Annotated in this window: 22 protein-coding genes; 14 read left to right on the top strand and 8 right to left on the bottom strand. The window is 73.5% G+C overall.

Translation table 11 applies throughout. The features are described 5' to 3' along the window. Nucleotides 1–11: 11 nt before the first annotated feature. Nucleotides 12–404: an SsgA family sporulation/cell division regulator gene (locus I3F58_RS11515; protein WP_240108231.1), complete on the bottom strand. Its 393-nt coding sequence runs from the start codon at nucleotides 402–404 to the stop codon at nucleotides 12–14. Nucleotides 405–619: 215 nt separating this feature from the next. Here I3F58_RS11515 and I3F58_RS11510 point away from each other — a divergent pair, with 215 nt between their 5' ends. From I3F58_RS11510 to I3F58_RS11490, 5 genes are all read left to right on the top strand, one after another. Next, complete coding sequence (locus I3F58_RS11510) at nucleotides 620–1,678, top strand: energy-coupling factor ABC transporter permease (RefSeq protein ID WP_240108230.1); 1,059 nt, start codon at nucleotides 620–622, stop codon at nucleotides 1,676–1,678. A 1-nt stretch (nucleotide 1,679) separates the two neighbouring features. Beyond that, entirely contained in the window at nucleotides 1,680–2,441 is a 762-nt protein-coding gene (gene cbiQ / locus I3F58_RS11505; protein ID WP_240108229.1) for a cobalt ECF transporter T component CbiQ, read from the top strand. Continuing rightward, on the top strand, nucleotides 2,438–3,232 hold the full coding sequence (locus I3F58_RS11500) for an energy-coupling factor ABC transporter ATP-binding protein (RefSeq protein ID WP_240108228.1): 795 nt from the start codon (nucleotides 2,438–2,440) through the stop codon (nucleotides 3,230–3,232). Before cbiQ ends, I3F58_RS11500 begins: the two co-directional genes overlap by 4 nt. A 53-nt stretch (nucleotides 3,233–3,285) precedes the next feature. Next, complete coding sequence (locus I3F58_RS11495; RefSeq protein WP_240108227.1) at nucleotides 3,286–4,467, top strand: serine hydrolase domain-containing protein; 1,182 nt, start codon at nucleotides 3,286–3,288, stop codon at nucleotides 4,465–4,467. A gap of 273 nt (nucleotides 4,468–4,740) precedes the next feature. Continuing rightward, a complete protein-coding gene (locus I3F58_RS11490) occupies nucleotides 4,741–5,205 on the top strand; it encodes a prevent-host-death family protein (protein WP_240108226.1) in 465 nt (154 codons plus the stop codon). Between the two features lie 459 nt (nucleotides 5,206–5,664). On the opposite strand, the gene I3F58_RS11485 is transcribed toward I3F58_RS11490, so the two are convergent. From I3F58_RS11485 to I3F58_RS11475, 3 genes are all read right to left on the bottom strand, one after another. After that, nucleotides 5,665–7,155 (bottom strand): vanadium-dependent haloperoxidase, encoded by a 1,491-nt coding sequence (locus tag I3F58_RS11485; RefSeq protein ID WP_240108225.1) that lies wholly within the window; start codon nucleotides 7,153–7,155, stop codon nucleotides 5,665–5,667. Between the two features lie 332 nt (nucleotides 7,156–7,487). Continuing rightward, nucleotides 7,488–8,132, bottom strand: a complete 645-nt coding sequence (locus tag I3F58_RS29345; RefSeq protein ID WP_275678414.1) for a DoxX family protein — start codon at nucleotides 8,130–8,132, stop codon at nucleotides 7,488–7,490. Between the two features lie 349 nt (nucleotides 8,133–8,481). Beyond that, on the bottom strand, nucleotides 8,482–9,084 hold the full coding sequence (locus I3F58_RS11475) for a hypothetical protein (RefSeq protein ID WP_240108224.1): 603 nt from the start codon (nucleotides 9,082–9,084) through the stop codon (nucleotides 8,482–8,484). A gap of 164 nt (nucleotides 9,085–9,248) precedes the next feature. On the opposite strand from I3F58_RS11475, the gene I3F58_RS11470 reads away from it, so the two are divergent. Then, nucleotides 9,249–10,091: a sulfurtransferase gene (locus tag I3F58_RS11470; RefSeq protein WP_240108223.1), complete on the top strand. Its 843-nt coding sequence runs from the start codon at nucleotides 9,249–9,251 to the stop codon at nucleotides 10,089–10,091. A gap of 110 nt (nucleotides 10,092–10,201) precedes the next feature. Next, nucleotides 10,202–10,423, top strand: coding sequence for a hypothetical protein (locus I3F58_RS11465; RefSeq protein ID WP_240108222.1), 222 nt, complete (start codon nucleotides 10,202–10,204; stop codon nucleotides 10,421–10,423). 157 nt (nucleotides 10,424–10,580) lie between these two features. Here I3F58_RS11465 and I3F58_RS11460 read toward each other — a convergent pair whose 3' ends face one another. Both I3F58_RS11460 and I3F58_RS11455 read right to left on the bottom strand, forming a co-directional pair. Continuing rightward, the gene (locus I3F58_RS11460; RefSeq protein WP_240108221.1) at nucleotides 10,581–12,209 is read right to left on the bottom strand and encodes a penicillin-binding transpeptidase domain-containing protein; all 1,629 of its coding nucleotides are present in this window, start codon (nucleotides 12,207–12,209) and stop codon (nucleotides 10,581–10,583) included. Between the two features lie 191 nt (nucleotides 12,210–12,400). Then, entirely contained in the window at nucleotides 12,401–14,212 is a 1,812-nt protein-coding gene (locus I3F58_RS11455) for a dolichyl-phosphate-mannose--protein mannosyltransferase (protein ID WP_374207954.1), read from the bottom strand. 110 nt (nucleotides 14,213–14,322) lie between these two features. On the opposite strand from I3F58_RS11455, the gene rsmI reads away from it, so the two are divergent. The 6 genes from rsmI (at nucleotide 14,323) to I3F58_RS11425 (ending at nucleotide 19,848) form a co-directional block, all read left to right on the top strand. Continuing rightward, the gene (gene rsmI, locus I3F58_RS11450) at nucleotides 14,323–15,183 is read left to right on the top strand and encodes a 16S rRNA (cytidine(1402)-2'-O)-methyltransferase (protein WP_240108289.1); all 861 of its coding nucleotides are present in this window, start codon (nucleotides 14,323–14,325) and stop codon (nucleotides 15,181–15,183) included. A gap of 292 nt (nucleotides 15,184–15,475) precedes the next feature. After that, complete coding sequence (locus I3F58_RS11445) at nucleotides 15,476–15,913, top strand: hypothetical protein (protein WP_240108220.1); 438 nt, start codon at nucleotides 15,476–15,478, stop codon at nucleotides 15,911–15,913. A gap of 46 nt (nucleotides 15,914–15,959) precedes the next feature. Then, complete coding sequence (locus tag I3F58_RS11440; RefSeq protein WP_240108219.1) at nucleotides 15,960–16,832, top strand: TatD family hydrolase; 873 nt, start codon at nucleotides 15,960–15,962, stop codon at nucleotides 16,830–16,832. A 96-nt stretch (nucleotides 16,833–16,928) separates the two neighbouring features. Beyond that, nucleotides 16,929–18,104: a resuscitation-promoting factor gene (locus tag I3F58_RS11435; RefSeq protein ID WP_240108218.1), complete on the top strand. Its 1,176-nt coding sequence runs from the start codon at nucleotides 16,929–16,931 to the stop codon at nucleotides 18,102–18,104. Further along, a complete protein-coding gene (gene rsmA / locus I3F58_RS11430) occupies nucleotides 18,101–18,958 on the top strand; it encodes a 16S rRNA (adenine(1518)-N(6)/adenine(1519)-N(6))-dimethyltransferase RsmA (RefSeq protein WP_240108217.1) in 858 nt (285 codons plus the stop codon). Before I3F58_RS11435 ends, rsmA begins: the two co-directional genes overlap by 4 nt. Then, a complete protein-coding gene (locus tag I3F58_RS11425) occupies nucleotides 18,955–19,848 on the top strand; it encodes a 4-(cytidine 5'-diphospho)-2-C-methyl-D-erythritol kinase (protein WP_240108216.1) in 894 nt (297 codons plus the stop codon). Before rsmA ends, I3F58_RS11425 begins: the two co-directional genes overlap by 4 nt. Nucleotides 19,849–19,924: 76 nt before the next feature. On the opposite strand, the gene I3F58_RS11420 is transcribed toward I3F58_RS11425, so the two are convergent. Together I3F58_RS11420 and I3F58_RS11415 are read right to left on the bottom strand one after the other, a co-directional pair. Then, on the bottom strand, nucleotides 19,925–21,052 hold the full coding sequence (locus I3F58_RS11420) for a hypothetical protein (protein ID WP_240108215.1): 1,128 nt from the start codon (nucleotides 21,050–21,052) through the stop codon (nucleotides 19,925–19,927). 153 nt (nucleotides 21,053–21,205) lie between these two features. Then, entirely contained in the window at nucleotides 21,206–21,901 is a 696-nt protein-coding gene (locus I3F58_RS11415; protein WP_240108214.1) for a lipoprotein, read from the bottom strand. A 127-nt stretch (nucleotides 21,902–22,028) separates the two neighbouring features. Between I3F58_RS11415 and I3F58_RS11410 the strand changes: the two genes are divergently transcribed. Continuing rightward, nucleotides 22,029–23,864 (top strand): ABC-F family ATP-binding cassette domain-containing protein, encoded by a 1,836-nt coding sequence (locus tag I3F58_RS11410; protein ID WP_240108213.1) that lies wholly within the window; start codon nucleotides 22,029–22,031, stop codon nucleotides 23,862–23,864. Nucleotides 23,865–24,318 lie beyond the last annotated feature (454 nt).

Below are 24,318 nucleotides of genomic sequence, written 5' to 3'. Positions count from 1 at the left end.
CCCCGGGGTCGTCACCTCACGACCGGCGTGCTGGCGGCGTACGTGCGCCGCAGGAACCGCAGCAGCGTGGCCGAGTCGAACTGGAACACCTCCGTGCCCTCCGCCGAGTGGAACTCGACCACGGTCTGCACCCGCCCGCACGGCCACACCTCCACGGCGCCGCGCCGGGCCGGGGAGGTCAGCCCGGCCTCCAGCAGGGTGCGCGGGAACGTCCACGTGTCGCCGCCGGGCAGGTCGAACCGCACGGTCGCGGGGGCGGCGTCCCCGTCGTAGCGCAGCTCCACGGGCACGGGCGAGGCCAGCGGGCCGTCCGTCATGGCCAGGCCCTTGGCGCGCACCCGCACCCGGGGGCCGTCGGCCGGGAGCGGACGGTCGTCGTCGGGGTGTCCGCCGGAAGGGCACATCGTCGGGCTCCTCGCTCAGCGCGTTCGGCACGACCCGCATGCCGCGCGGGCCGCAATCAGCACAGTCCACGTGTTTCTCACCAATGTCCCACCAAACCCCAGACCCGCCCAACCCATCTCCTGTGGCCGGTGCGCTCTTGCAAGCTCTTTGCAGAAGCGGCCATCATCGAGTGGCCGACACGCCCCCTCCATGAGCTTGAAAGCGGTCCTGAACCATGCATGTGCCCGACGGATTCATCAACGCACCCGTGTCCGCCGCGGCCGGTCTCGTCGCCGCGGGGGCCGTCGCGGCAGGCCTGCGCGGGGCCCGGCGCGAGCTGGACGACAGGACCGCCCCGCTCGCCGGCCTGGTCGCGGCCTTCATCTTCGCCGTGCAGATGCTGAACTTCCCGGTCGGCGCCGGGACCAGCGGCCACCTGCTGGGCGGTGCACTGGCCGCGATACTCGTCGGACCGTGGACGGGCCTGTTGTGCATCGCCGTGGTGCTGCTGATGCAGGGCGTGCTGTTCGCGGACGGCGGGCTCACCGCGCTGGGCGTCAACATCACCGTCATGGGCGCGGTCACCGTCCTCATCGCGTACGCGGTGTTCCGGGGCCTGGTGAAGGTCCTGCCGCGGGGGCGCCGCACGATGGCCGCGGCGTCGTTCGTGGCCGCACTGGTGTCCGTGCCGGCGTCGGCGGCGGCGTTCACGCTCGTCTACGCGATCGGCGGCACGACCAGCGTCCCGGTCGGGGACGTACTGGTCGCCATGCTGAGCGTCCACACCCTGATCGGGCTCGGCGAGGCCGCGATCACCATGGCGACGGTGGGCGCGGTCGTCGCCGTCCGGCCGGACCTGGTGTACGGGGCCCGGGGGCTGTCGGCGCCGCTGAAGCTGCGGGTGGGCGGAGAGCTGGTGGACGCGCCCGCCGCCGACGCGCCCGTGGCCGTGTCCGGTGGCCGCCCGGCCCGGAAGGCCTGGGCCGCGGGTCTGGCCGCGTCCGTGCTGCTGGCCGGGTTCGTGTCGTACTACGCCTCCGCCAGCCCGGACGGCCTGGAGAGCGTCGCGGCCGACTACGGCATCGACGAGCAGGCCGCGGAACACGCCACCGCCGAATCGCCGCTGGCCGACTACGGCGTCAGCGGCATCACGGACGCCCGCCTGTCCGGGGGGCTGGCGGGCACCCTCGGCGTGGGCGCGACGCTCGCGCTCGGTACCGGCGTGTTCTGGGCGGCCGCGTCCCGCCGCAGGGCCGCGGCCGCCCAGGAGAGCACCGTGAAGGAAGCGGCCTGACATGGGCGCGGGCCACACCCACAAGCTCTACCGGCACGGCCACTCGCCGGTTCACGCCCTGCCGCCGCACACCAAGCTGGTCGCCGTCCTCGGCTTCGTCGTGGTCGTCGTCTCGACGCCGCGCGAGGCGATGTGGGCGTTCGCGGTGTACGGGGTGCTGCTGGCGCTGGTGGCGGCGGCGTCCCGCGTCCCGCCCGGGTTCCTTCTCAAGCGGATGGCCATCGAGATCCCCTTCGTGGCGTTCGCGTTCCTGATGCCGTTCGTCGTCCCCGGCGAACAGACGACGGTCCTCGGCGTGTCCCTGTCGGTCCCCGGCCTCTGGGACGCCTGGAACGTGCTGGCGAAGGGCACCCTGGGCGTGGCCGCCTCGGTCCTGCTCGCCGCCACGACCGAGCTGCGGGCCCTGCTGCTGGGCCTCCAGCGGCTGAAGCTGCCCCCGCTCCTGGTCCAGATCGCGTCGTTCATGATCCGTTACGGCGATGTCATCACGGACGAGATGCGCCGGATGTCCGTGGCCCGCCGCTCCCGGGGCTTCGAGGCGAAGGGCGTACGGCACTGGGGCGTCCTCGCGAAGTCCGCCGGGGCGCTGTTCATCCGCTCGTACGAGCGCGGAGAGCGGGTCCATCTGGCGATGGTGAGCCGGGGCTACGCGGGAACGATGCCGCCGCTCGACGAGTCCACGGCGACCCGGGCCCAGTGGGGGCGGGCGGCGGCACTCCCCTTGTCGGCGCTGGCCGTGTGTCTGGTGGGATGGACGCTATGAGCACACCATCGTCCCTCTCCTTCGTCCCGTCACTGGAGGTCAAGGGGCTGGCCTACGCGTACCCGGACGGGCACCAGGCGCTCTTCGGGGTCGACCTGACCGTGGAGCGCGGGGAACGGGTGGCGCTGCTCGGCCCCAACGGGGCGGGCAAGACGACCCTGGTCCTGCACCTGAACGGAATCCTGGCCGGCGGGGTCGGCACGGTGTCGGTGGCCGGTCTCCCGGTCGCCCCGCAGAACCTGAAGGAGATCCGCCGCCGCGTCGGCATCGTCTTCCAGGACCCGGACGACCAGCTGTTCATGCCGACGGTACGGGAGGACGTGGCCTTCGGCCCCGCCTCGGCGGGGCTGCGGGGCGCGGAACTGGAGGCGGTGGTCCGCAAGGCGCTGGAGCGGGTCGGCATGGCGGACTTCGCGGACCGGCCCCCGCACCACCTGTCGTTCGGCCAGCGGCGGCGTGTGGCCGTCGCGACGGTGCTCGCGATGGAGCCGGAGATCCTCGTCCTGGACGAGCCCTCGTCCAACCTGGACCCGGCGTCGCGGCGGGAACTGGCCGAGATCCTGACGGCGCTGGACGTCACGGTCCTGATGGTCACGCACGACCTGCCGTACGCGATGGAGCTGTGCCCCCGGTCGGTGATCCTCAGCCAGGGCGTGATCGCGGCGGACGCGCCGACGCCGGAGCTGCTGGCGGACGAGGAGCTGATGCGCAGGCACCGGCTGGAGCTGCCGTTCGGCTTCGACCCGACGGCCCGGCCGGGTCGGCCGACCCGGAATCCGGACGCGCAGTAGGCCGTTGCACCATGGGATGACCGGCACAGATCCGAGAGAAGGCGCAGAACCCCATGGCGGAGGCCCAGGACACCCCCGGAATACACGGCACGGCGGCCCCCGGCTGGGAGCCGGTGCGCATGGCCTTCGCCCGTAACCTCACCCGGCTCGGGGAACGCGGAGCGGCGGTGGCCGTGTACCGGGACGGCCGCAAGGTCGTGGACCTGTGGGCGGGCGCACGGGACGTGGACGGCGACGCACCGTGGCAGTCCGGCACCGCCCAGGTGGTCCGCTCGGCCACCAAGGGCGTGGCGGCGGCGGTGCCGCTGCTGCTCCACCAGCGGGGCGAGCTCGACCTGGACGGACCGGTGGGAGCGTACTGGCCGGAGTTCAAGGCCGCGGGCAAGGAGCGGACGACGGTCCGCGACCTCCTCGCCCACCGGGCGGGCGTCCCGGTCCTGTCCGAGCCGCTGACCCCGGCCCGGGCCCTGGACCTGGAGGCGGGGGCGGAGGCCCTGGCGGCCCAGACGCCGGTCTGGGAGCCGGGCACGGAGCACGGCTACCACGCGCACACGTACAGCTGGCTGCTGGCCGGTCTGGTGCAGCGGGTGACGGGCCGGCCCCTCGGCCGGTGGGTGGCCGAGGAGATCGCGGGCCCGCTGGGCCTGGACCTGTGGCTGGGCCTGCCGGAAGGAGAGGCGCCCCGGGTGGGCCGCATCGGGGAGCTGCCGGAGCCCGGGGCGGCGGCGGGCGGCCTGGTGCTGCGCCCGAAGCGGGAGGTGGCGGAGGCGTACGCGGACCCGCAGTCCCTGACCCGCCGGGCGTTCGGCGTCATCGCGCCCGCCCCCGACGAGAACACCCCCGCCTACCGGGCGGCGGGCCTCCCCGGCTCGGGCGGTATCGCCACCGCCCGGGCGCTGGCCCGCTTCTACGCGTCCCTGCAGGGCCGGGTGGACGGCCACCGGCTGTTCGACCCGGCGACCCTGGAGCTGGCACGCGGGCAGGCGTCGGCGGGCCCGGACCGCGTCCTGGTGGTGAACACCCGTTTCGGCCTCGGCTACATGCTGCACGGCCCGGCCGCCCCGCTGCTGGCCCCCGGCTCCTTCGGCCACCCGGGACGCGGCGGCTCCCTGGCCTTCGCGGACCCGGAGTCGGGTGTCGCGTTCGGCTATGTCACCAACGGCATGCGCAAGGGTGTGACGGCGGACCCGAGGGCTCAGGCCCTGGTGCGGGCGGTGCGCCAGGTGACCGGCTGAGTGACGTGCTCCTCCGGACGGCGACCCGGCGGGAGCCCCCCGGCGGTCTTCGCGCTGCTCCAGCACGAGGGCGAGGCAGTGGACCCGGAGAGGGCCGCGGCCGACACCTGCCCTGACGCTGGCGGATGCACCGGCCGCGAACCGGGGCGTGAGGCGGAGCGGCGTGGTCGTGGCGGAAGGGAGGTCTGGGCGTAAGCAGCGGACGGTCACCCGAACGGTGGACTCGGGTGACCGTGAATAAGTTCTGAATTACTTCAGAAGTAGCCTGCCGGTATGACCACCATCGAAGAAGTGACCTTCTCCGACCTGTCCCGACACGCACGAGATGTGGCTGCGAAGCTGAAGGGCGCTGAGCGCTTGCGCATCACCCGGCGCGACGGTGGGGATCTCATACTGACGACGGCCGAGCGCGAGGAACGCCGCGAGGAGGCCGTGGCCACCATCGCGCGTACCTTCGCCGCCCTGATCAAGAGTGATGAGGGCGCCCGGGCGCTGCTGCTCGCACTCCCCGAGACCTTCCCGTGGGTTCGCCACCTCGACCCCGAGGAGGTGCAGGAGTTCCTGGTCGAGATCGTCCAGGCCGTCCGGGACGCGGCGGACATCGATGTGTACGGTCCGCTGTCCGGCATCGTCGCCGCCTGGAAGGCCACGGCTCGGATCAAGGCGGACCCGGAGCTCCACCGGGACCTCACGTCCCCGCTCGACGCCACGGACTACGGGGTGGTGGCCGCTCCATGACACCGAAGAGGGGGGACCGGGTGGCGCCGCCGCCCATCGGGGACGAGTGGGACATTCGCTTCGGTACCGCGGAGGCCGCGAAGGGCCGCAGGTGCCGGGCATCCGCCCGACACCACGCCGGGAAAGGTCAACCGCCGCTGATCTCCGTCATGCGCGACGTGCGACGAGGTCACTGCAGTGCATCAGCGGCCGTGAGGATCACGGCCTGATCCTCGACGCCGGGCACGGCCAATCACTCATCCGCGCGGTGTGCCGAGCACCCGCGGCCTCCACACCTCATTTCCCGGCCGCGGGCGGCCTCGCGGCCCGGAGCCGGGCTCGAACGTCACCGCCCTGAAGGCGCTCCGGCAGACGGTCCGGAACCCCGGCCGGGGCGTGGACCGGCCGGGGCGTGGAAGGGCGCGTGCCCTGCCGGGGAAGGGAGTCGGCAGGGCACGCGCAGGGAGGGGCGGGAGTGGTTCAGGAGGTGGCGGTGCCGTTGAAGTAGGTCTGGGCCACCGCGTACGCGTTCTGCGCGATGTCGATGCCGAGCTGACGCGCGGCCTCCGCGTCGAACCTCCAGTGGACACCGCCGTACAGGCGGGACATGCCGTCCTGGTCGGCGGCCTCGCTGAAGGTGTTCCACTTCAGCTGGACGTCGGTCGCCGGGGTGATCCCGGGCTCGATCTTGGAGCTGCCGGCCTTCACGACGACCTTGTCACCGTAGTAGTCGCTGCCGGTCCACTGCTTCAGGAACTCCGCGGCCGTCGAGCCCCAGGTGCTGTGCCCGGAGACGTACGCGGGGAAGGCCGGGGTGGAGATGTACGGCTTCCAGTCCTTGCCGTCGATGGTCTGCGTGCCGAGGCCCGGGCCGGCCCACGCCTGGATCTGCTCGCCCTGGTTCTCGTAGCGGATCCCGGAGATCGGACGGGCGTAGTCGAAGTGCTTCTTGGAGTTGCGGATCGCGATGCCCGCGTCACCCATGCCGAGGTTGAGGCCGAAGAACATCTTCACGTCCTCGTCCATGGAGTGCTTGTCCCGCTTGGAGACGTACTGCGCCCACTGGTTCTGGTGACCGGTCGGGGACTCCGGGCCCTCGATCCAGAACTCCGCGATGACCTTCTGCTTGTCCGTGAGGTTGGCGCTGTAGTCCAGCAGCTCCGCCTCGGCGGCCTTCTGCTCGGCCGAGCCGTACGCGGGCGGGGTCGGGGGCAGGAAGTCGTCGACGTCGCTCATCGCGAACGGTGTGACGTTCGGGAACTGCGAGCCCACGAACTTCTGGGTGACGCCGTCCTTCTTGATCGGCGCCCACTTGCCCGGGTCCTGGATCGTGGACCTGTCGAAGCCCGTCCAGTCGGTCCAGCCGTTGCTGTAGTCGTACGAGTCCGGGTTGGGGTCCGAGTAGGCGGGGGTGCCCAGCTGGTTGGCGCCGTCGTTGTGGCGGAACTCCAGGACCGCGTCACACGCCTTGTGCGCGATGCCGGCCGGAGTCGTGGTGTTGACCTCGTTGTTGTCCGGGTCGTAGCCCTGCTGCTGGAGCCTGGCGTCCAGGGCCGCCTTCTGGGAGGGGAACAGGTCGACCAGCGCGCGGTGCGCGGCGTAGTTCACGGCCGCGGCCTTGTTGGAGTAGCTGCGCTTCCACCAGGGCTGCCGCAGCTGGTCGCCGAGGCGGGTGCCGACCGCCGTCCCGTCGTACGCGGCCCAGGCGTCGTACACGCAGGTGTGCAGCACCGCGAAGTAGCGGGCGCCGACCGGCGGGGCGGAGAGGCCGTTGGAGACGGCGACCGTGGCGTCGTAGGCGGCCTGGTTCCACACCAGGACGGGGTTGGCGCGCCGCAGCGACTCGGAGGCGTCGGGCTCGGGCGTGACCTCGGCCTGGGCGGCCGGGGCGGTGGCCAGGAAGGAACCGACCGTCAGCAGGGCGGCGGCGGTGGCTATGCGGCGAGTGCCGCGGCGGGTGCGCGGAGTCATGGGCGTCCTCTTCGGCTGGCAGGAGTCGTCACTGGAGGGAAGCCGCCAGGTGCGTAGGGGGCGTGGCCCGGCGCTGAGCGGTCCGGCGCGGTGCCGCGGGAGCGGTGGCTTCCTGCGAGAACGAAGTTACTGACGGGAAGAGGCGCCTGAACGGCCGTGAACCCGATGGGGGGTAACGGTCCGTCCGATGTCTCCGGGGCAGCCGTGAACGCGGGCAGGCCCTCAGCAGGCGGGGGCTGCTGAGGGCCTGTAACGCGATGGGCGGGTTCTGTTATTCCGTCAGATGGACTGCCGGTGTGGGGGGTGGTGACTCGGGCCGGGGCCCGGGGCGGTCAGCCGGCAGCCGGTTCGTGCTCCGCGGCCGGCAGCGGGGCCGGGGCGGGTACGGGCGCGGGGGCAGGGACGGATGCGGGTACGGGGGTCGGTACGGACGGCGTCACGGACGCCGGTACGGATATGTGCGCGGGCACCGGCGCCGGGGGACGGGCGTGCTGCCTGGCGCCCAGTCGGGCCGCGGCGACCGCGAGCACGGCCGTCACCAGCACGATGTTCTTGACGATGTACTGGCCCTCCAGGGTGAGCTGGAGCGGCGAGCCGTCCACCCACACCGCGTCCGGTGCTATCGCCAGCGTGGCGAAGACCCCCGCCATGTGGACGAGGAACACCGCCACGACGGTGCGCAGCCACCACCCGCCGATCAGGAGCAGACCGATGCCGACCTCCATCACCGCCAGCATCGGCCTGGTCAGGTCGGCGGGGACCAGCCCGAGGGAGAGCACCTGCATACACCGCACGGCGAGATCCTGCGCCGGGCTCATCCCCGGCAGGAACTTCAGGGCGCCGAACCATACGAAGACGACACCCACGCTGATCCGCAGCGCCGGTTCGCTGAACCGGCGGTAGCGCGAGGCCAGTTCCCCGGCGCGGTCCTCCGCGGCCTCACGTACACGTCTGACTCGACCGAGAGCAGAGTCCATGCAATCCGTCCTTCTTAGCTAGGGGCCGACGCCGGAGACCACCGCCGGTGGGGAGGAGTCGTGTGCCGTGCACGGACCGACCTGGCTGTGTCCGGGAACAGGCGGGCGCGGCGGCCGGCCGGGAGGGGGCGGGGCCCGACCGGCTCATGGGGTGCCGGGGGCGCCGCGAGGCGGAGGGAGGACGGGTTCGCCGACCGCGTCCTCTCCCTGTTCAGCCGACGCTAGCGGGACGGAGGCCGCGTGGAGTGCGGGTCACACATGTCTGGTATCAGCCAAACTGATCGACCCAGATCAGCCATTGGTTGCCTGTGAGGCAATGTACAGGGACGTGAGGGGATGGGGACGGGGCCTACAGGGTGGGTTCCCTGAACGTCGGGATGAGGGTGGGGCGGGTGGGGCGGGGGGCCTCGCGGGGGATCTGGTGGGGCGGGCGGGGAGCCTGAGACCGGGGTTCCGGCCGGGGTTCCGGCTGGACCTCCGGCAGGGGCTGCGGTTGCGGCTGGGATGAGGGTGCCTGGGACCGAGGCCGGGCCGGGGCTGGGGGCTCGGCGTGCGGCAGCGGCTTCGGCTGAGCCTTGGGCCTCGGCTGGGACTGCCGGCTCCGGGGCGGCGGGGCCGTCCGGGACCGGGCCGCGCGGGCCTCACGGCGCGGGTGCTCCGCCGGTTCCGCCGCCGGGGACTCGGCCGGGAGGCGCACCTCGTAGCGAGCCGTCGCCACGCCCTTCGCCTCCAGCGTGCGGTGCTGCTCCAGCAGCCATTGCGGCGGCGTCGCGAACAGCACCCGGAGCTGGGCGACCGTCAGCCCGTCCGGGACCCTCCCGTGGACGTCGTGCGGGATCTGCAACGCCCGGCTGACCTGCTTCTTCGTGAGGACCGTGTCGGGCTGCCGGGTCAGGTACCCGGCCGCCGCCTTGGACACGAGCAGTTCCGGATGCGGGTGCCAGCGCGTCAACGCCCTCTCCTCCACGGGTCTTCACCTCTCAAGGGTCATCAGAGACAACGAGCGAGAGGCGTGAAGGTGTACGAGGACGACACGCCGCGAACACAACCTGGCCGAAAACCGTACCCTCTGGCAGGCCGTTGACAGCGCTCTCGCGCCACGGTGATCTTGTGGGCGTGCTGGATGAACCGAACACCCCACTCGTCGGGCCCGACTGGCTCGCGGCCCGACTCCACCTCCCCGGGCTCGTCGTCCTCGATGCGTCGGTCGGTGCACACCGGGACGCCGGGCGGCGGATACCCGGCGCGCGGCGCTTCGACCTCGACGGCGCCCTGTCCGACCCCGCGTCCGCGCTGCCGCACACCATGCCGGCGCCCGCCGCCTTCACCGAGGCGGTACGCGCGCTCGGCGTCGACGACGGGAGCACGGTCGTCTTGTACGACGCCGCCGGAATCTACTCCAGCCCCCGGGCCTGGTGGATGCTGCGGGCCATGGGCTTCGACCGGGCGGCCGTCCTGGACGGCGGGCTGCCCGCGTGGTGCGGGGCGGGACTGCCGGTGGAGGAACGGGCGCCCGAGGCCGCGGCGCCGGTGCGGGGCGGTTTCACCGCGCGGCCCCGGGGCGGGACGGTCGTCGGGAGGGCCGAGGTGCGGGCCGCGCTGCGCGACGGCGCGGCGGTCGTGCTGGACGCGCGGTCGGCCGGGCGGTACGCGGGGACGGCGCCCGAGCCGCGCCCCGGTCTGCGCGGCGGTCACATGCCGGGCGCAGTGAACCTGCCGTTCGGTGAACTCCTGGACGGGGACGGCCGGATGCGGTCGGCCGACGCGCTGCGGGCGCGGTTCGACGAGCGGACCGCGGGGGCGGAACGGCTGGTGTTCAGCTGCGGATCCGGGGTGACGGCCTGCGTGCTGGCACTGGGCGCGGAGCTGGCGGGGCGCGGGAAGGCGGCGGCCGTGTACGACGGCTCGTGGAGCGATTGGGGGCGGCCGGCTTCGGGGCTGCCGGTGGTGACAGGGTGACGGGTGCGTAGGGGCCTCCGGCGGTTCCTTCCTCCTGCACGCCGCTCGTCCTCACCCGCCGGACGGGCCGAGGTCCGGCCTGCGCCGCACCCGGCAGCAGCATCGGCGCCGTGCCCGCCGACTTCGGCGTCGCCGCGGCGACGCGGGGCGCGCCGAACCGTGCCTTGAAGAAGAGCCCTCCGATTTTTGCGCCCACGACGACCGACGATTCGCGGAGCGTGACCGGGTACCGGCTCGCCGTCCGCCGTGAGGACCAGCGGCTGACGATCTCGCCGGAGGCGAAGCCGACGGCCTGGGCGGCCTGCACGGCCGTCCGTAGGGCGTCCGGGTGAGCGCCGGACCCGACCTCCGGCCCTCCCTGCCCGCGGGGCCTCCGCGGAGCGGGGGTCGGGCGTCGGCCGGCGGGGAGCGTCCGGTGGTCCTCTCCATGCGCCCGCACGCCGACGGCCGGTCGCCCGGAGGTGCGACCGGCTTTTCGGGCGCGGCCGGTCAGCGAGCGTTCAGTACCGACGCCACCAGCGGGCCCGCCGCGTCGCTGCCGTGGCCGGCGGCCTGGACCACCGCCGCCGCGGCCATGTCGTCCGCGAACGCGGCGAACCAGCTGTTCGACTGTCCCTGGTTGTCGACCTCGGCGGACCCGGTCTTGGCGCCCTTGTCGCCCTGTACGGACGCCATGGCCTTCACGCCCGTACCGCTCGTGGCCGTGACGCGCATCATGTCGCGGAGCTGCTTGCCCGCCGAGGGGCTGAGGCCGCGGGCCGCTGTGGCGGTCTCCCGGTCGTCCAGGGACTTCGGCACGATGACCGGCTGCTTGAAGACCCCCGCCTTCGCGGTCGCCGCGATGGACGCCACGTTCAGGGCGTTCATCTGGACGGTGCCCTGACCGATGTACTGGGCGGCTGCCTCACCGCCGGTCTCCGTGGGGACGGAGCCGTCCCAGGTCGCCACGCCCGTCTGCCAGTCGAGGCCGATGCCGAAGACGTCCCGGGCCTCCGCGCCCAGCGCGGTGTCGTCCTTCGTGTCGTCGATGAGCTTGATGAAGGCGGTGTTGCAGGAGCGGGCGAAGCTCTGGGTGAAGGTCTGTCCGTTGATCTCGAAGTGGTCCAGGTTGTGGAAGGAACGGCCGTGGTACATGGCGTTCTTCGGGCACTCGGCCACCCGGTCCGCGGCGACCAGCCCCTTCTCCAGCAGCAGCGCCGCCGTCACGATCTTCATCGTCGATCCGGGGGCCTGCTTTCCCAGAAACGCCGCGTTCCACCCGTCCGTCCGGTTGTTCGCGACCGCGCGTATCGCGCCCGTGCTCGGCTGGACCGCGACCACCGACGACTCGGAGAAGCGCTTCACCGCCTTCTCGGCCGCCGCCTGCATCCCCGCGTCCAGGGTCGTGGGAACCTCGCCCGCCTTGCCCTTGCGGAGGGTCAGGAGGGTCCGCGAGTCGTCGGCGCCTCCGCCGTCCACCACCAGTTCGACGCCCGGCGTGCCGCCCGCGTCCGCGCCGTACCGCTTGCGCAGCTCGTCGATGACGGGCCGGAGCGACGGGTACTCCTCGGCGGTCAGCTCCTTGCCGGACCGGTCGAGGGCCTTGATCTGCGGCGCCCCGGAGGACGTGAGCTTCAGGGACTCGCCGCTGCCGAGGTCCGGGTGCAGCACGTCCGGCTTCCATTCGACGCGCGGCTGGCCGGTCGTCAGGCCGCGCACCACCTTCAGCTCCGACTTGTACGTCCACGGGACCTTCAGGTCCTCGTACGAGACGACCGCGTCCACCGTGTACGGCACCGTCGTCCCGCTGGGCGTCCCGGCCGTGGCCTTCATCTCGCTGACGTGGATGCCGGTACGGTGCCCGGCCAGTGCCGACTGCGCGGTCGTCGGGTTGTCGGTGAACTGCGCGGCCTTCGCCGCGTCGCCCTCGGCCCACGCGGCGAGGAAGCCCTTCGCCGTCTCGTCGACCTCCTCGGGCGTCACCGGACCCGTCCTGCGGGTCGTGCCCGTGGTCTCGGACGTGGAGGTGGTCTGGCCTCCGGTGATTCCGTTCCACAAGTTGACGGCGCCATAGCCCACGCCGCCTGCGACGACGACGAACACGCCGCCGACGACGGCTACCTTCGCTCCACTGCGCATGGCAGGTTTCCCCCTGGTCCCCAGGTCCCCGTTCTCCCCTGTGGCGCCCGCCCGCCACGGCTCATGGCTTGAACGTGTTCAAGTAGGCACCGTGGTCACCCTAAGGGACAGGGGCATCCCACCGCCCCGCTTGTTACTCGAACGGAATCAAACGGTCTCGATCGCCCCGGACAACCGCCCCGGACCGGCCATCACACCCACGTATCCAGCCACATCCGCCCCCGCCAGTCCTCCATCGGGATCGTCTCGCCCGTGTACAGCGGCCAGAAGTAGATGAAGTTCCAGATGATCAGCAGCACCAGCACGCCCGCCGCGATCGCCCCGACCGTCCGCCTCAGCTCCGTCGAGCCGTCCGCGTCCACCACCCCGTCCACGTCCGGCGGCCCGGCCGCCGGGCCCAGCAGTGCGCCGATCAGCATCGCCACCGCAAGGCACAGGAACGGCACGAACACCACCGCGTAGAACAGGAAGATCGTGCGCTCCTGGTACAGGAACCACGGCGCCCACCCCGCCGCCACCGCGCACACGATCGCCCCCGCCCGCCAGTCGCGGCGGAAGAACCAGCGCCACAGCACGTACAGCAGTGCCACGCAGGCCGTCCACCACAGCAGCGGCGTGCCGATCGCCAGCACCTCGCGCGCGCACTTCTCCGCCGCGTCCGCGGGGCAGCCGTCCACGCCCTGCGCCGGGGACTCGTAGAAGTACGACACGGGGCGGCCCAGCACGATCCAGGACCACGGGTTCGACTGGTACGTGTGCCCCGAGGTCAGGTTGACGTGGAACGTGTACACCTCGGTCTCGTAGTGCCACAGGCTCCGCAGCCAGTCCGGCAGCCATGTCCAGGAGCCGCCCGCACCCTCCCCGGTCGTCGCCCACTGCCGGAAGTAGCCCTTGTCCGACAGGATCCAGCCCGTCCAGGACGCCACATACGTCACCAGCGCCACCGGCACCGTCGCCACGAAGGCCGGGAGCACGTCCCGCTTCAGGACGGCGGTGTACGGGCGGTACGCCCCCGCCACCCGGCGGGCGCCCACGTCCCACGCCACCGTCAGCAGCCCGAACGCGGCCGTGATGTACAGCCCGTTCCACTTGGTCGCAGCCGCCAGGCCCAGCATCACCCCGGCCGTCAGCCGCCAGGGCCGCCAGCCCAGCCGTAGTGTCCGGGCGATCCGCGCGTCCGGGCGCAGCACCCCGTCCTCGTCCACCGGCAGTGCCGCCGCGAGCCGCCGCCGCGCCCAGTCCCGGTCGATCAGCAGGCAGCCGAACGCCGCCAGCACGAAGAACATCAGCACCTGGTCCAGCAGCGCCGAACGGCTCATCACGAAGTGCAGCCCGTCCACGGCCAGCAGCAGCCCCGCCAGACAGCCCAGGAACGTCGAGCGGAACAGCCGCCGCCCGATCCGGCACAGCATCAGAACGGACAGCGTGCCGCACACCGCGACCATGAAGCGCCAGCCGAAGGGCTCGAACCCGAACAGCCACTCGCCCGCCCCGATGACCCACTTGCCGACCGGCGGGTGCACGACATACCCGGGATCGACCGGGACGGTGACCGCGTCCGGGTTCTCCAGGATCGTTTTGTCGATGTCCTTCGGCCACGAACCCTCATAGCCCTGGTTGACCAGGGCCCAGGCGTCCTTGGCGTAGTACGTCTCGTCGAATATCACCGCGTGCGGCGAGCCCAGGTTCCAGAACCGCAGCACTCCCGCGACCAGCGTCACCAGCAGCGGTCCGCCCCAGGGCGCCCACCGCACCAGCAGGTCCACCAGCCGGGGCGGCAGGCCGAGCCCGCGCCGCAGCTGCGGCGAGACCCTTCCGTACGGCGGGACGAGGCGCTCCCGCAACCCGATGACCGGCCTGGGGGCGTGGCCGAACCGGCGCAGCCGCCGCTCCCAGGCGGAGGGCGGCGGGGGCGCGGCGGCGGGCTCGCCCGCGCCGGGCGCCCCCTCGGGTCCGTCCGGTCCGTCCTGTCCGTGCAGGGCCTCTGGTGCAGTACTGGTCACCGCGCCATCGTAGGGAACGCGCCAGCGGCGACTCACCGGGCCGGGCGCCGCCGCGGTGCCGTACTGCGAGGATGGGCACCGTGACAGCGAAAGACACGGAGAGGCGCACGATGACGGACACGGCGACCGGGACGCTCGTCCTGGCGGGCACCCCCATCGGCGACATCTCCGACGCCCCGCCCCGGCTCGCCGCGGAACTGGCGGAGGCCGACATCATCGCGGCCGAGGACACCCGCAGGCTGCGCCACCTCACCCAGTCGCTGGACGTGCAGCCGCGCGGCCGGGTCGTCTCCTACTTCGAGGGCAACGAGACGGCCAGGACGCCCGACCTGGTCGAGGCGCTGGAGGGCGGCGCACGGGTGCTGCTGGTCACCGACGCGGGCATGCCGTCCGTCTCGGACCCGGGCTACCGGCTGGTGGCCGCCGCGGTCGAGCGGGACATCCGGGTCACCGCCGTGCCCGGCCCGTCGGCGGTGCTGACGGCGCTGGCGCTGTCCGGGCTGCCGGTGGACCGGTTCTGCTTCGAGGGCTTCCTGCCGCGCAAGCAGGGGGAGCGGCTGGCCCGGCTGCGGGAGGCCGCGGGGGAGCGGCGCACGCTCGTGTACTTCGAGGCCCCGCACCGGCTGGACGCGTCGCTCGCGGCGATGGCCGAGGTGTTCGGGCGGGAGCGTCGGGCGGCGGTCTGCCGGGAGCTGACCAAGACGTACGAGGAGGTCAAGCGCGGCGGCCTGGGGGCGCTGGCCGCGTGGGCCGCGGAGGGGGTGCGGGGCGAGATCACCGTGGTGGTCGAGGGCGCCCCGGAGCCCGAGCCGGTCGAGGACCCGGCGGAGCTGGCGCGCCGGGTGCGGGTGCGGGAGGAGGCGGGGGAGCGGCGGAAGGAGGCGATCGCCGCGGTGGCGGCTGAAGCCGGGCTTCCCAAGCGCCAGGTGTTCGACGCGGTCGTGGCGGCGAAGCGCCCGGAGGCGCGGTAGGGCCGCGCCGGGCCCGGGGGCCGGTTCCGTGCGAGGCCCTCGGGGCGCGGGTCGGGGCGCAGAGCGCCCGGGCTGCAGGGCCGGTTCCGCCGTGCCCACCCTCTCCCGGGCTCTCGGCGTCGCCCGGGCAGGGGGACCTCATCGCCCTGTGGGACGACTGCCCACAGCGGCGGATGCCGGACGAAAGGCGCCTGAAACGGGGCAAGGCGCTATCGTGAAGGCACAGGCCCCGGCGTGCCGGGGCGCGCCTTTCGGCACCAGGCCAGGCCGGGTGCAGCGGAAAGGAACCGGTATGAGCGAGATCTCCCTCCCGGTCGGCCACGAGTCCTACGCCTTCGCCTGTATGCGCTGCGGTTACGGCTGGGAGCAGTCGTACGACATCGAGCACCACACCGACGTCACCGGCCACGACTTCGTCGTGTACCGCAGCGAGGGCCGCCGCGTCCCTTCCCCGCTCTCCCGGCCTGCCTGCCCCAACTGCGGGCGGAACGTCGTCCGCATCATGCGGTCCGGCCGGATCTCGACGGTCCTGGACTACGGGGAGGACGAGGCCCCCGGCACCGGCATGGCCCGGCGCGCCGCCGTCCCGGTCGCCACCACCGGGCCGGTCGGCCAGGAGCTGGAGGCGCGGCTGCCCGCCACCGAGCCCGAGGCGTCCGCCAAGGAGACCCCGGAGGCCGGGGAGCCCCGGCGGCGCTCGGGCTTCCCGAACCCGTTCCACCGCAAGTGACCCGCGCCCCGACCCGCAGCGGCACCGCTTTCGTACGATCAGGGGCATGAGTGCCGCCAAGGACGCCCCGCCGCCGCTGCCCGAGCCGCTGACCGTGGCCGTCGCAGACTCGCACACACATCTGGACATGCAGTCCGGCACCGTCGAGGAGGCCCTCGCGAAGGCCGCGCTCGTCGGGGTCGAGACGGTCGTGCAGGTCGGCTGCGACATCAAGGGCTCCCGCTGGGCCGCCGAGACGGCTGCCCGGCACCCGAACGTGCACGCGGCGGTCGCGCTCCATCCCAACGAGGCCCCGCGGATCGTGCACGGGGATCCGGACGGGTGGTCCAGGCAGGGGGCCAGGGACGCCGGAGGCGACGTCGCGCTGGACGACGCGCTCGCGGAGATCGACCGGCTCGCCGCCCTGCCGCACGTGAGGGCCGTCGGGGAGACGGGCCTCGACTACTTCCGCACCGGCCCCGGGGGCAAGGACGCGCAGGAGCGGTCGTTCCGCGCGCACATCGAGATCGCCAAGCGGCACGGCAAGGCCCTGGTCATCCACGACCGGGACGCCCACGAGGACGTCCTGCGGGTCCTGGAGGAGGAGGGCGCGCCCGAGCGGACCGTCTTCCACTGCTACAGCGGCGACGCCGGCATGGCCCGGATCTGCGCCGAGCGCGGCTACTTCATGTCGTTCGCCGGAAACGTCACCTTCAAGAACGCCCAGCCGCTGCGCGACGCGCTCGCCGTCGCGCCCCTGGAGCTGGTCCTGGTCGAGACGGACGCCCCGTTCCTCACCCCGGCGCCGTACCGCGGACGGCCCAACGCGCCGTATCTCGTCCCGGTCACGGTCCGCGCCATGGCGGCGGTTCGGGGGGTCGGCGAAGAGACCCTGGCGACGGCCCTCGCCGTCAACACGGCGCGTGCCTTCGATTACTGAGGGGGGCACGGGGCGGGGGCCGTAGGGTAGCGTTGCGACGCTCCGTAGCGGAGTCGCTTTGGAGAGTCACGGCTCCTTCGCTAGGGTCCCGGCCTCGTGAGCACCTCGCAGGGCGGTCGCGCCACCGCCACGCCAGCCCCGGGAAGCCGCCGCGCCTGCCGCCGCCGCGCCGCCCCCGGCAACGCCGGGCTCCGGCTCCTCGTGCCGCAGGCACTGGTCGTCGCCGTTCTCGCCGGCGGCACCACGGCCTTCGTCGCGGACGACAAGGCCGTCACGCTCCGGGTCGACGGCGCCCCTCGCACCCTGCACACCTTCGCGGACGACGTGGCCGAACTCCTCGCGGAGGAGGGCCTCGCGGTCGGGGCCCGCGACCTGGTCGCCCCCGGCCCCCGCGCCGCCCTCGTCAGCGGCGACGAGGTCGTGATTCGCTGGGGCCGCCCGGTCGACCTCACCCTCGACGGCCGCAGCCGCCGCCTGTGGACCACCGCGCGCAGCGTCGACGAGGCCCTGCGGGAGCTGGGCGTCCGCGTCGAAGGCGCCCACCTGTCGGTGTCCCGCGCCTCCGCCATCGGCCGCGACGGCCTCACCCTGGACGTGCGGACCGAGCGAACCGTCACCTTCCTCGCGGACGGCCGCGAGCGCACCATCCGCACCAACGCCGCCACCGTGGCCGGTGCCCTCGACCGGGCGGGGATCACCCTGCGCGGCGACGACACCACCTCCGTACCCCTCGACGCCTTCCCCCGCGACGGCCAGACCGTCACCGTCCTGCGCATCCGGGACGGCCGCGAGACCCGCGACGAGACCGTGCCCTTCCGTACCCTCCGGATCCACGACGCCACCCTCTTCAAGGGCACCGAGGTCGTCTCCCGGCAGGGCCGCCACGGCCTGCGCCGGGTCACCTACCGGCTCCGAACCGTCAACGGCGTCCGGCAGAAGCCCCGCAAGGTGAAGGAGGAGACCGTCCGCGCCCCCGTCACCCAGATCGTGCGCGTCGGCACCAAGGCCGCGCCCACCTCCGTCTCCGGCGCCGACCACCTCAACTGGGGCGCCCTCGCCCGGTGCGAGTCCGGCGGGCGCGCCGACGCCGTCGACCCGTCCGGCACCTACGGCGGCCTGTACCAGTTCGACCCGGGTACCTGGCAGGCCCTCGGCGGCACCGGCCGTGCCCAGGACGCACCCGCCGCCGAGCAGACATACCGGGCGAAGAAGCTGTACGTGCAGCGGGGGGCGAGCCCGTGGCCGCACTGCGGCCGTAGGCTGTATCGGTGAGCACCACCGATCCCGACGCCCTCCTCGGCCCTGCCGACATCCGCGAACTGGCCGCGGCGCTGGGCGTACGCCCCACCAAACAGCGCGGCCAGAACTTCGTCATCGACGCCAACACCGTCCGCCGCATCGTGCGCACCGCCGAGGTGCGCCCCGACGACGTGGTGGTCGAGGTGGGACCCGGGCTCGGCTCCCTCACGCTCGCGCTGCTGGAGGCGGCGGACCGCGTGGTCGCGGTGGAGATCGACGACACCCTGGCCGCGGCCCTCCCGTCGACCATCGCGAGCCGCATGCCGGACCGGAAGGACCGCTTCTCGCTGGTCCACTCCGACGCGATGCACGTCCGCGAGCTGCCCGGCCCGCCGCCCACCGCGCTCGTCGCGAACCTCCCCTACAACGTCGCCGTGCCCGTCCTGCTGCACATGCTGGACCGCTTCCCGACGATCGAGCGCACCCTGGTCATGGTCCAGTCGGAGGTCGCGGACCGGCTGGCCGCCCGTCCCGGGAACAAGGTCTACGGCGTGCCCTCGGTGAAGGCCAACTGGTACGCGGAGGTCAAGCGGGCGGGCGCGATCGGCCGCAACGTCTTCTGGCCGGCGCCGAACGTGGACTCGGGCCTGGTGTCCCTCGTCCGCCGGAAGCCGCCGGAGACCACCGCCACCAAGGCGGAGGTCTTCGCCGTCGTCGACGCGGCCTTCGCCCAGCGCCGCAAGACCCTGCGGGCCGCGCTGGCCGGCTGGGCCGGGTCCCCGGCCTCCGCCGAGGCCGCGCTGGTCGCCGCCGGAGTGTCGCCCCAGGCGCGGGGCGAGTCCCTGACCGTCGAGGAGTTCGCCCGCATCGCGGAGGCCAAAGCGTGAGCACCCCCGTCACCGTTCGTGTTCCGGCCAAGGTCAACGTCCAGCTGGCCGTCGGCCCGGCCCGGCCCGACGGCTTCCACGACCTGGCGAACGTCTTCCTGGCCGTGAGCCTGTACGACGAGGTCACGGCCACGCCCGCCGAGTCGCTGCGCATCACCTGCGAGGGGCCCGACGCGGGCCAGGTCCCCCTGGACCGTACGAACCTCGCCGCCCGCGCCGCCGAACTGCTCGCCGCGCGGCGGGGCATCGCTCCGGACGTCCACCTCCACATCGCCAAGGACATCCCGGTCGCCGGAGGCATGGCGGGCGGCAGCGCGGACGGCGCGGGCGCGCTGCTGGCCTGCGACGCGCTGTGGGGGACGGGTGCGAGCCGGGAGGAACTGCTCGACATCTGCGCGGAGTTGGGCAGCGACGTGCCCTTCTCTCTGGTGGGTGGCGCCGCGCTCGGCACCGGCCGGGGCGAGCGGCTGACCGAGCTGCCCGTGGGCGGTGCCTTCCACTGGGTGTTCGCGGTGGCGGACGGAGGGCTGTCGACGCCCGCGGTGTACGGCGAGTTCGACCGGCTCACGGCGGACGCGCCCGAGCCCGTCGCGTCCGCGGCCCTGCTGGACGCCCTGCGCGCCGGAGACGCCGCGGCGCTGGCGGGTGCCCTTGCCAACGACCTTCAGCCCGCGGCCCTGTCGCTGCGGCCGTCGCTGGCGGAGACGCTGGCGGCGGGTGCCGGGGCGGGCGCCCTGGCAGGCATCGTCTCCGGGTCGGGCCCGACGACGGCGTTCCTGGTCAAGGACGCGGAATCCGCTGCCGCGGTGGCCGCCGCCCTGACGGCTTCCGGTACCTGCAGGGCCGCGCGGACGGCGACGTCACCGGCGGCGGGGGCGACACTCGTCTGAGGCGGCGGGTCGGGGCCGGGGCACGGTGCGGGCGGCCGGTTCCCCCGCGCCCACGGCGGAACCGGCCGGGCGGCCCCTACTCCGGCAGCCTGCAGCCGTGGCGGCCCGCCGAGGCATCCGCGAAACGCTTCAGCGCCGCCTTCAGCGACCCGTGGTCCACCGTCTGGCCCAGGTCCTCGCCCGGGACCACGTCGTACACCGCCGTGCCGCCGCTGCCCGGGCACTCCGCCGTCATCCGGTAGCGGCCCGACGGGGAGGGGGACTTGCCACCGCCCGCCGCCGGGCGCACGTCCTGCGGCGGGGCCGCCAGCCCGCTCGCGCCGTACGGGCCGTACGAGGCCGTGAACGCGTACAGCGGCGCGCCCAGCCTGCTGCCCAGCGTGCAGCGCTCCACGGCCATGGGGCCCGACGCGGGCGTCTCCAGGGCCGTTCCCGCGCCCCACTTCCGCGCCGTGGCCGCGTCCAGCACGCCGCCGCAGGTCCCGGACGCCTCGCCCAGCGGCTTGGGCTCCGGGTCCGCGACCGGCGCGGCCACCTTGGTCAGCGGGTCGCCGCCCCTCGGCTCACAGCCCGTGCGGCGCGCGTACGACAGCGTTGTCTCCGTGAGCGTCCCGGCCAGCCGCACCCGGGCGTCCGCGTCACGGAAGTCGCCCTTCTCCAGCCGCCCGTCGGCCCACGCGAGCAGCCCGTCCCCGGACTCCTCGCCGCAGTCCAGCAGCAGCACCACCCGCGCCCGGTCCGTCCGCGTCGCGTCCACCGCGCCGGTGACCCCGCCGCCGTACGTGAACGAGCCCGTCCAGCGCCCGCCCAGCGGCACCGCCGCCTCGCCCTGGTCCACCGGACCCGCCGCGTCGAACGGCTCGTCCGCGCTCCGTATCCGCACGGTCACCTCGGCGTCGCCGTCCCGGGTCTCGTCCGCCGCCGTGACCGCGCAGTTCCAGCCGTCCTGGTCCAGGCCGCCCGACGCGGTCAGTTCGACCCCGCCCAGCAGCCGGCGCGCCGCGTCCGCCGCCAGGTCGCCGTCACAGGCCCTGTCCAGCGCCCGGTCGTTCTGCCACGCGTCGTACCCGCCGGACAACCAGAAGGTCCCGCCCGCCAGGACGGCGACCGCCGCAGTGCCCAGCGCCGCCACCCTCGTTCCGCGGCGGCGCCGGAGCGGCGTCCGCGGCGCCGGGTCCGGCGTGCTGTCCTTGCTGCTGCTCATGTCGGGTACCTCACCTCTCGGTCAAGGGTCGTGCCGAGGCCGCGTCGTTGCGGCCGCCCGTACCGGACACGCACACGCGGTACGGGGAGTTCCGGTTCTGCCGTGTGCGGTACGCCTCGTCGGCCGGAGCCGGTCCGGCTTCCCGGTGAGGCGTCAGGGTGCCTTCTCGAGCGTCCTCTTCGCCAGCTCGAACGCGGGGAGCATCCCCTCGTGCTCCTCCCGGTCCAGGCCGCCGACGTGCAGCACCACCGAGCCGCCCGGCGTCACCACCGCCAGCGCCCGCGAGGGTTTCGGCTCGTCCAGGAGCTCGCCCGCCGTCCCGTACGAGACCTCGGCCGCCGCCAGGCCGCCCGCCTTCACGTCGCGGTACTCGACGCTCTCGGTCGTCCCCGAGTCCTTCATGTACGACTCCAGCACCTCGCGGGGAGTGCCGTCGGCGCGGTCGTCCGTGTAGACGCGGATGAGGCCGATGAAACCGGCGGGCTTCGCGTCGATCTCGCAGGAGGTCCTCAGGCCGCCCCGTACGGCCAGTGCCTCGAAGAGTTCCTTGATCTCCTCCGAGTCCGTCTCCCCGGGCTCCTCGACCTTCTTCGGCTTCCAGTCCTCCGCCACCTCGAACGTCACCGGCAGCTCGCAGGCCGAGCCCGCCGCGCCGATCCTGGTGCCCTCGGGTTCCGCCGCCTTCGCCGCCTTCCCGCCGGGGCTCGCGCCCGCGGTCGTACGCGGGCCGCCGGAGGCCTCCGGACCGCCGGCGGCCTCCGGGGCGCCCGCGCCGCAGCCAGCCAGCAGCAGCGACGCCGCCACCGCCGACGTTCCCGCCCCGTACCCCCTGACCGTGCCCTGCCTCATGCCGTACTGCCCCTCCGGGTCGGTGATCGCCGCACGCTATCGCACCGCCGGAACGCTCCCTCCGGCGCCCACTACCCTGGAAGACCGATCCACCGCGTCGCCGCACCACAGGAGAAACAGGAGAGAAATGGCCGCCAACCTGGTCAATGTCGAGGCCGTCAGCAAGGTGTACGGCACCCGTGCCCTGCTCGACGGGGTGTCCCTCGGCGTCTCCGAAGGCGACCGCATCGGCGTCGTGGGCCGCAACGGCGACGGCAAGACCACCCTGATCCGGGTCCTCGCCAAGCTGGAGGAGGCCGACAGCGGCCGCGTCACGCACAGTGGCGACCTGCGCCTCGGCGTGCTCACCCAGCACGACTCGCTCGACCCCGCCGCCACCGTCCGCCACGAGGTCATCGGAGACCTGGCCGACCACGAGTGGGCGGGCAACGCCAAGATCCGCGACGTGCTCACCGGGCTGTTCGGCGGGCTCGGCCTGCCCGGCTTCCCGCAGGGCCTCGACACCGTCATCGGGCCGCTGTCCGGCGGCGAGCGCCGCCGTATCGCGCTCGCCAAGCTGCTGATCGCGGAACAGGACCTCATCGTCCTCGACGAGCCCACCAACCACCTCGACGTCGAGGGCATCGCCTGGCTCGCCCAGCACCTGAGGGCCCGCCGCTCGGCCCTCGTCTGCGTCACCCACGACCGCTGGTTCCTCGACCAGGTCTGCACCCGCATGTGGGACGTCCAGCGCGGCGCGGTCCACGAGTACGAGGGCGGCTACAGCGACTACGTCTTCGCGCGGGCCGAGCGGCAGCGGATCGCCGCCACCGAGGAGGCCAAGCGGCAGAACCTGGTCCGCAAGGAGCTGGCCTGGCTGCGCCGCGGCGCCCCCGCCCGTACGTCCAAGCCCCGCTACCGCATCGAGGCCGCCAACGCCCTCATCGAGGACGTGCCCCCGCCGCGCGACACCAGCGAGCTGATGCGGTTCGCCTCCGCGCGGCTCGGCAAGACCGTGCTGGACCTGGAGGACGTGACGGTCACCGCCGGGCCCAAGACCCTGCTCCAGCACCTCACCTGGCAGCTCGGGCCCGGGGACCGCGTCGGCCTGGTCGGCGTGAACGGTGCCGGGAAGACGTCCCTGCTGCGGGCGCTCGCGGACGCCGCCGCCAGCGAGGGCGAGCAGCAGCCCGCCGCCGGACGGATCGTGGTCGGCAAGACCGTACGGCTCGCCTATCTCTCCCAGGACGTCGTGGAACTGCCGCCCACGCTGCGGGTCCTGGAAGCGGTGCAGCAGATCCGGGACCGCGTCGACCTCGGCAAGGGCCGGGAGATGACCGCGGGGCAGCTGTGCGAGAAGTTCGGTTTCTCCAAGGAGAAGCAGTGGACGCCCGTCGGTGACCTGTCCGGCGGCGAGCGCCGCCGCCTCCAGCTGCTGCGGCTGCTGATGGGCGAGCCGAACGTGCTCTTCCTCGACGAGCCCACCAACGACCTGGACATCGAGACCCTGACGCAGCTGGAGGACCTCCTCGACGGCTGGCCGGGCTCGCTGGTCGTCATCTCCCACGACCGGTTCTTCGTCGAGCGGACCACGGACCGCACGTTCGCGCTGCTCGGTGACGGGACGCTGCGGATGCTGCCGCGCGGGATCGACGAATACCTGGAGCGCCGCCAGAAGATGCTGCAGGCGGCTCCGGCCGCCCCGGCGTCCGCCGCCGCGCCCGGTGCCGCCGCGGAGGCCCAGGCCGCCAAGGCCGCGCGGGTGGTGTCCGCGGCCGAGGCCCGCGCCGCGAAGAAGGAGCTCCAGCGGATCGAGCGGAAGCTGGACAAGATTGCCGAAAGGGAGTCGCAGCTTCACTCCGAAATCGCGGAAAATCCGACAGATTTCGAGAAGGTCGCCAAACTGGACGGAGAACTGCGGGAACTGGGCGCCGAACGCGAGGAGTTGGAGCTGCGCTGGCTCGAACTGGCGGAGGACGCATAGCGTCGGGCGGTCATACGGAGCCGATAACAGGGGCGTTACGGGCCCGTCCTCCCTTGGGAACAGGGACGGGTCCGGCCGCCGTGGCGGTGTAGGGCGGGTGGTACAAAGAAACCCCGCTCTACATTCGTAACAGTGCGATATCCCTGTCCGATTCGCTCCATTCCGGCGACGAGCCTCGCGCCGGAACAGCGGGGGAGGCCGGTCGGTGCAGGGGCCGCACCGAAGGGGGAAAGCGCTGATGAGTCAGCCGCCCAGCCAGCAGCCGCCGCAGGGGGGTTCCGGGTCGCCGCAGGACCCGCGGAACCCGCAGGGCGCACCACAGACGCCAGCCGCCGACCCCTCGGCACCCGCTCCCGGGTACGGCTACCCGCAGGCCCCGGGCCAGCCCCCGGCCGCGCCCGCGCAGCCCCCGGCCGCCCCGGCCCAGCCGCCCGCGCAGCCCCCGGCCCCAGGC

The sequence above is a fragment of the Streptomyces sp. MUM 203J genome (genome assembly GCF_022414595.1).
GTDB lineage: Bacteria > Actinomycetota > Actinomycetes > Streptomycetales > Streptomycetaceae > Streptomyces.
This window is presented reverse-complemented; position numbering and strand designations above follow the sequence as displayed.